The organism is Asticcacaulis sp. (assembly GCF_027484505.1).
In the GTDB taxonomy this organism is placed as follows: Bacteria; Pseudomonadota; Alphaproteobacteria; order Caulobacterales; family Caulobacteraceae; genus Asticcacaulis.
Genome location: NZ_JAIXSV010000262.1, coordinates 1 through 6,345, shown reverse-complemented (window position 1 = coordinate 6,345; position 6,345 = coordinate 1). Strand labels below are relative to the sequence as shown.

Here is a 6,345-nt window from a genome sequence, read left to right as displayed (position 1 = left end):
GTCCAGCTCCCGCGCCACCCGCTTGCCGGACAGCGAGGTGTCCGCCACCAGGGCCAGGCATTCGCGTGAGAAATCATCCACCACCGCCAGGATGCGGAACCGCCTTCCATCGCTGAACGGTACGCCTCCGGTGAGTGCCGCCTTGTCGGGCATGGCGGATTTGCGGATGTTTGTGTTGCGCGTCATTGCGCGGATGCAAACGAGTAGCAAAATTCATGTCTTATCAGCGGGCGGAGTTTCTGACTGGCACGGAGCGTCGCCGGTTCTACAGCCGGGATGATAAAGCCCGTCTGGTTGATGAAGCGTTTCGGCCGGGGGGTATGGTTGCGGCGGCGGCACGGCGGCTGGGTGTTCATGAAAGCCTGCTGTACCGCTGGCGGCGTGAGCTTTCGGTTCCGGTGGAGGCGGAGGTTGGCGATACCGGCTTTTTGCCTGTGACTGTGGCGCTGGATGATGGCCCGGCACCGTCAGTTCCGCCGCCGTCCATTTGCACCGAGCCAGCGGTTGCTGAGGATCCGCCGGTACCGGCGGTGCCAGCGATACTGGAGGTCACGCTTCCTGGCGGGACGTGTGTGCGGATGCAGGGTACTGTTGATCCGGCATTGGCGGTCAGTGTGCTGAAGGTCCTGGCGGTTCCTGGGCGGTGCTCATGATCCCGGTTGCGTCGGATGTACGGGTTTGGCTGGCGGGTGGGGTGACCGACATGCGCTGTGGGATGAATTCGCTGGCGCTGAAGGTGCAGCAGGGTCTGGGCCGGGACCCGCACGCCGGTGATCTTTACGTATTCCGTGGCCGCAGCGGCACGCTGTTGAAATGCCTGTGGCATGACGGGGTTGGCATGTCTTTGTATGTCAAGCGGCTGGAACGGGGACGGTTCATCTGGCCCGCCCCCAGCGGCGGCTGTGTTGCGATATCGGGTCCACAGTTCGCGTATTTGCTGCACGGCATAGACTGGCGCAATCCCCAACATACGGCCCGGCCCGCCCTGGCTGGATAGGGCGGCGGGGTTTGGGAAATGCGTGGGGACCTCTAGAAAAGTCGAGGATTTCTGCGGGGTTTTGGTATAATCGGGCCTATGGATGCCCCGCCCGATGACCTCATTTCTCTACGTGCAGCGCTGGCCCAAGCACAGGCCAAGGCCCTGGCTGCGGAGCAGCTGGCCGCTGCCGCGCAGGCAAAGCTGGCGGCTGTGGAGACAGATACCCAGGCCCAGATCGCCGCCCTGAAACTGCTGATCGAGAAGCTCCAGCGGGAACTCTATGGTCAACGGTCGGAGCGCAAGGCGCGGCTGCTGGACCAGTTGGAGCTGGAACTGGAGGAGCTGGAGGCCAGCGCCCGTGAGGATGAGCTGGCAGCTGAACAGGCGGCCGCCCAGACCACCAGCGTGACGGCCTTTGCACGTAAGCGCCCCTCGCGCCAGCCGTTCCCGGAGCATCTGCCGCGCGAGCGCGTAGTGATCCCGGCCCCCACCAGTTGCCCCTGTTGCGGGTCCTCCCGCCTGTCCCGGCTGGGGGAGACGGTGACGGAGAGCGCCGAGCGCATTCCCGCCTCCCACAAGATCATCCAGACCGTGCGGGAAAAGGTGAGCTGCCGTGATTGCGAGCGGATCAGCCAGGCACCGGCCCCATTCCATGCCACACCCCGGGGATGGGCGGGGCCGAACCTGCTGGCCAGCATTCTGGTCGACAAGTTCGCCCACCATTTGCCGCTGAACCGGCAGTGCGAACGCTTTGCCCGCGAGGGGCTGCCCGTCAGCCTGTCGACAGCGGCCGATCAGGTTGGCCATGCCTGTGCCACCTTGAAGCCGCTGCATACGCTGCTGGAGCGCCATGTCCTGGCAGCGGAGCGCCTGCATGGCGACGACACCACGGTGCCGGTGCTGGCCAAAGGCAAGACCGATACCGCCCGGCGCTGGGTCTATGTCCGCGATGACCGGCCCTTTGCCGGCCCGGCCCCACCGGCGGCCTTGTTCTACTATTCAAGGGATCGCAGCGGCACACATCCGCAGGAGCATCTGGGCGGATACACAGGCCTGCTCCAGGCTGATGCCTATGCGGGCTATGACCGGCTGTTTGACGCGGCCCGCAAACCGGCGCCGGTGACGGACGCGCTGTGCTGGGCCCATGCAAGACGCAAGTTCTTTGAACTGGCCGACATTGCCACCAAGGCCCGTCGCGGTGCCAAGGCAGCGGAAATCTCGCCTGTCGCCCTGGAGGCCGTGAAGCGTATTGACGTGCTGTTCGATCTGGAGCGCACGATCAATGGTTCGACCATCGATGAACGGCTGGCCATCCGGCAGACGAAGGCCAAGCCGCTGGTCGATGAACTGGAAAGCTGGATGCGCCAGCAGCGCGCCGCAATGTCCCGGCATGCCACCGTCGCCAAGGCTCTGGACTATATGCTGACCCGCTGGGAACGGTTCGCCCGGTTCCTGACGGATGGCCGTCTCTGCCTGACAAACAATGCCGCTGAAAGAGCGTTGCGCGGTGTGGCCCTGGGGCGGCGGGCATGGATGTTCGCTGGCAGCGACCGCGGCGGCCAACGCGCCGCGTTCATGTACAGCCTGATGGTCACTGCCAAGCTCAACGACATCGACCCCCAGGCCTGGCTGGCCGATGTCCTGGCCCGCATCAACGATCTGCCCCAAAGTAAGCGTCAGCTGTTATCCGCAGTGTTTTTCCTTTTGAGACGGGTCGCGGCAGCGTTTCTGCGTCTTGCGATGCGGCTGAGGGCATATTGCATTGGGAGTTCGTCGATGGTGTCGGGATCGTACTCATCGATCCATTCGGCGATCTCGGCATGATCGGGATGGTCCGGGTCGGCCAGGACGGCGAGCATGTCGTAGAACCCCGGGATGCCACCGCAATCCTCTGGCGGCGCATTGCGCTCACCGCGGAGATAGCGGGGATATTCCAGGTCCGGATCGCCCTGGCGGACACGGGTGACGATCAGCCGATGTTCCCAATTGTCGCCGAAATCATAGAGATAATCGATATGGGTTCGGCGGGGTTTCAGGATGTCACGCAGGCGGGCCTTGGTGGCGTCATGCAGGGGGCCGGTTCCCCAAACCTGCCGATCCTTTCGGACATCAGCGCGTTCGCACTCCGATGCCAGAAGTGTTTTTTTTGGTGCTGAACCCCGCCTTCAGCGTAAGCGTCAGCTGTTCCCCGCGTCTTTTTTGTTTTTGAGACGTTTGGCGGCGGCGTTTCTGCGGTTTGCGATACGGCTGAGGGCGTATTGCATTGGGATTTCATCGATGGTGTTGGGATCATACTCGTCGAGCCATTCGGCGATTTCGGCATGATCGGGATGGTCTGTGTCGGCCAGGATGGCCAGCATGTCGTAGAACCCTGGGATGCCGCCGCAATCCTCCGGCGGCGCATTGCGCTCTCCGCCGAGATAGCGAGGATATCCCGTGTCCGGATCGCCCTGACGGACGCGGGTGATGATCAGCCGGTGTTCCCAATTGTCCCCGAAATCATAGAGATAATCGATGCGGGTGCGGCGGGGCTTCAGGATATCGCGCAGGCGGACCTTGGTGGCGTCATAAAGGCGACCGGTTCCCCAATCCGCGTCGGTGGGCAGGCCATAGCGCCGGTCGTCCAGGGAGAATTCCCAGAGATGATAATCGAACCAGCCCATGGCGACCTGGACGATGTCGTGCAGCACCTTCAACGTGACGGAGGTGGGCACCTCCAGTTCACGCCAGATCAGGGGATCACTGTCCTTCAACTCGATGCGCAGAGTGGCGATCTCGTGGAAGGATACGGCACCGGGGGATGGGTCGGCCTGGCTCATGCCGGCGATTGTAGCGCCGGTTCCCGCCAGTTCCAGGGGAGAAGTTCGTCCAGCCGATTGATCGGGTGGCCCCTGGCCATGCGGTCGATGGCATCGGCCAGCCAGGCCTCCGGGTTCAGCCCGTTGAGCCGGGCGGTCTCCAGCACGGTGTAAAGGTCGGCCGCCCGCTTGCCGCCGGCCTCCGAGCCCAGGAACAGAAAATTCTTCCGTGTCAGGGCAATGGTGCGCAGGCTGCGTTCGGCCGGATTGTTATCGATGCCGATCCGGCCGTCCCCGGTATAGAGCAACAGCGCCGTCCAGCGGCCGAGCGCATACTGGATGGCCTTGGCCAGGGCGGTCTTTGCCGACAGGCGGCCAGCCTGGTTTTCCAGCCACACCTTCAGGTCGGCCAGCATCGGCACGGCCAGGCGTTGGCGGGTGTCGCGGCGCTGATCGGCCTTCTGCCCGGTGATCTCCGCCTCGATGGCATAGAGGGCGGCGATCCGTTCCAGCGCCTCGCCCGCGACCGGGGAGCCCGTCGCCTCAAACAATTCGTGGAATTTGCGGCGCGCATGGGCCCAGCAGGCCGCATGCCGGATGGCAGGCACCCCATCGCCCGCCCCATCCCCCGGATTGGGCGGCGCGCGGGTCAGGGCAATATAGCCGCTGAACGCGTCGGCCTGGATCACCCCCTTGTAATCGGCCAGATGTTCGCGCGGCCGTTCGCCCTTGCGGTCGGGGCTGAACCGGTACCAGGCCGCCGGTGCCCGATCCCCGCACCAGGGCCGCTCATCCACCAGATAGGTCCAGAGCCGACCCGTCCGGGTACGCCCCTGTCCTGGTGCCAGCATCGCCACCGGCGTGTCGTCGGTATGGATGACCGGAGCACCCCGCACATGGACCCCGATCCGCTCGGCCAGCGGTGCCACCCACCAGGCCGCGTGCCCAACCCAGTCGGCCAGGGTGGCGCGTTCGATCTCGATGCCCTCGCGGCCCAGCATCGCCGATTGCCGGTAGAGCGGCAGACCATCCAGATATTTGCCCACCACCACCTGGGCAATCAGCCCCGGACCCGGCCGCCCGCGCGTGATCGGCAGATCGGGCGACGGGGCCTGCACAATGGTGGAACAGGTCCGGCAGGACAGTTTCGGCCGCACATGCCGGATCACCTTCAGCCGCGCCGGAACCTTCTCCAGAATTTCGGTCACATCCTCGCCCAGGGGCGAGAAATGCCGCCCGCCGCAGCCGGGGCAGACATCGCCCGGTGCATGCACCACATCCTCACGCGGCAGATGCGGCGGCAATGGCTGGCGCACCGGCTGTATCCGGGGCCGTTCCGGGCGGGGCTTGTCTGCCTCACCCCGCACCGGGGCCGCGGCCTCGCCTTCCTCCAGATCCTCCAGCAGCAGCTCCAGCTGCGTGATCCGACCGTCCAGCTTCTCCGACGAGGCACCAAACCGCTGGCGCCGCAACGCGGCCAGTTCCAGCCGATACCGCTCAATCAGCAGCTTGGCACCCGTCAATTCCGCCCGCGCGGAGGCCAGTTCCGCCTCCCGCTCCGCCAATGCTGCCCGCAACCGGGCAATCTCCTGGGCGCTGTCCTGCATCATCCGGGCAGTTTACCAAAGCGCCGGTCCACCGGCATCCCGCCGGACCCAATCCACCCTGAGTCACATCGCCACGGTTCTCAGCACGCCGCCTCGGGTGACCAGCTGCGCAGCGGGTTGCGCCAGTCGATCCCCTCCAGCAGCATCGATAACTGGGCCGGCGTCAGCGATACCGCCCCGTCCGCCGCCCGCGGCCAGACAAACCGGCCCTTCTCCAGCCGCTTGGCAAACAGACACAGACCCTGGCCATCCCACCAGAGAAGCTTCACCCGGTCACCGCTACGCCCCCGGAACGCATAGATCGCACCACCATGCGGATCCAGCCGCAGCATCGTCTGTACCTGGGCCGCCAAGCCATCCATTCCCTTGCGCATGTCCGTCACACCGCACGCCAGATAGACCCGCACCGGCCCGGATGGCCCGATCATCGCACCAGCACCGACAGCACGCCGCCCAACAGAGACAGATCGACAGCACCGCGCAGCCGCACCACGACACCCGATGGCAGCACAAGCTCAATCAATCCCGCGCCCACCGCATCCGCTGCTGGCACAGCAGGGGATGGACAGCGTGGTGCCACGGGCGGCACTGATGCTGGCTGCGGCAGGGCAAGGGCTTCTTGCTCGACAACCACCGGCGCGAACCCCGTCAACTCACCGCGGCGCAACTGGCCACGCCAGGTATAGAATTGCCCGCTGCCAACGCCATGCCGCCGGCAAACTGCCGACACCAAGGCCCCCGGCGCCATCGCTTCCGACAGAATGCCCAGCTTCTCCTCAACGCTCCATCGACGCCGCCGTTCAGGGCCAACCAGAACCTCGCCTCCCTTGCGACTGCTCTTACGAGCACTCCCAAGACCGTCCATTTCCAAAATCCCGACCATCCGCCACCACCAAAATCAGGGGACGGCAGAATCTCAGTTCTCAGCCCTGCCGCAAGACGGGCAACGGCTGACGCTTAC

7 protein-coding genes and 2 pseudogenes are annotated in these 6,345 nt (G+C 65.1%); 3 read left to right on the top strand and 6 right to left on the bottom strand.

All coding sequences use genetic code 11. From position 1 onward, the window contains the following. Positions 1–114: pseudogene (locus tag Q0072_RS15655) on the bottom strand (IS3 family transposase); the annotation flags it as partial. Between the two features lie 101 nt (positions 115–215). Here Q0072_RS15655 and Q0072_RS15650 point away from each other — a divergent pair. From Q0072_RS15650 to Q0072_RS15640, 3 genes and pseudogenes are all read left to right on the top strand, one after another. Continuing rightward, the gene (locus Q0072_RS15650; RefSeq protein WP_298331948.1) at positions 216–653 is read left to right on the top strand and encodes a transposase; all 438 of its coding nucleotides are present in this window, start codon (positions 216–218) and stop codon (positions 651–653) included. Then, complete coding sequence (tnpB, locus tag Q0072_RS15645) at positions 650–997, top strand: IS66 family insertion sequence element accessory protein TnpB (RefSeq protein ID WP_298331945.1); 348 nt, start codon at positions 650–652, stop codon at positions 995–997. The genes Q0072_RS15650 and tnpB (Q0072_RS15645) overlap by 4 nt, the downstream gene beginning before the upstream one ends. Before the next feature lie 78 nt (positions 998–1,075). Further along, a pseudogene (locus tag Q0072_RS15640) lies at positions 1,076–2,653 on the top strand (IS66 family transposase); the annotation flags it as partial. Between the two features lie 2 nt (positions 2,654–2,655). Here Q0072_RS15640 and Q0072_RS15635 read toward each other — a convergent pair. From Q0072_RS15635 to Q0072_RS15615, 5 genes are all read right to left on the bottom strand, one after another. Beyond that, a complete protein-coding gene (locus tag Q0072_RS15635) occupies positions 2,656–3,018 on the bottom strand; it encodes a plasmid pRiA4b ORF-3 family protein (RefSeq protein ID WP_366941828.1) in 363 nt (120 codons plus the stop codon). Between the two features lie 138 nt (positions 3,019–3,156). Further along, on the bottom strand, positions 3,157–3,798 hold the full coding sequence (locus tag Q0072_RS15630) for a plasmid pRiA4b ORF-3 family protein (protein ID WP_298331942.1): 642 nt from the start codon (positions 3,796–3,798) through the stop codon (positions 3,157–3,159). Further along, entirely contained in the window at positions 3,795–5,384 is a 1,590-nt protein-coding gene (locus Q0072_RS15625) for an IS66 family transposase (protein WP_298331951.1), read from the bottom strand. The genes Q0072_RS15630 and Q0072_RS15625 overlap by 4 nt, the downstream gene beginning before the upstream one ends. A gap of 80 nt (positions 5,385–5,464) precedes the next feature. After that, the gene (gene tnpB, locus Q0072_RS15620; protein WP_298331939.1) at positions 5,465–5,812 is read right to left on the bottom strand and encodes an IS66 family insertion sequence element accessory protein TnpB; all 348 of its coding nucleotides are present in this window, start codon (positions 5,810–5,812) and stop codon (positions 5,465–5,467) included. Continuing rightward, complete coding sequence (locus tag Q0072_RS15615; protein ID WP_298331937.1) at positions 5,809–6,249, bottom strand: transposase; 441 nt, start codon at positions 6,247–6,249, stop codon at positions 5,809–5,811. The genes tnpB (Q0072_RS15620) and Q0072_RS15615 overlap by 4 nt, the downstream gene beginning before the upstream one ends. Between the last annotated feature and the right edge of the window lie 96 nt (positions 6,250–6,345).

Coding starts and splice junctions, on each gene's coding strand:
- Q0072_RS15630 (WP_298331942.1), bottom strand. CDS start 3,798: ATGAGCCAGGCCGACCCATCCCCCGGTGCCGTATCCTTCCACGAGATC.
- tnpB (WP_298331939.1), bottom strand. CDS start 5,812: ATGATCGGGCCATCCGGGCCGGTGCGGGTCTATCTGGCGTGCGGTGTG.
- Q0072_RS15625 (WP_298331951.1), bottom strand. CDS start 5,384: ATGCAGGACAGCGCCCAGGAGATTGCCCGGTTGCGGGCAGCATTGGCG.
- Q0072_RS15650 (WP_298331948.1), top strand. CDS start 216: ATGTCTTATCAGCGGGCGGAGTTTCTGACTGGCACGGAGCGTCGCCGG.
- tnpB (WP_298331945.1), top strand. CDS start 650: ATGATCCCGGTTGCGTCGGATGTACGGGTTTGGCTGGCGGGTGGGGTG.
- Q0072_RS15615 (WP_298331937.1), bottom strand. CDS start 6,249: ATGGACGGTCTTGGGAGTGCTCGTAAGAGCAGTCGCAAGGGAGGCGAG.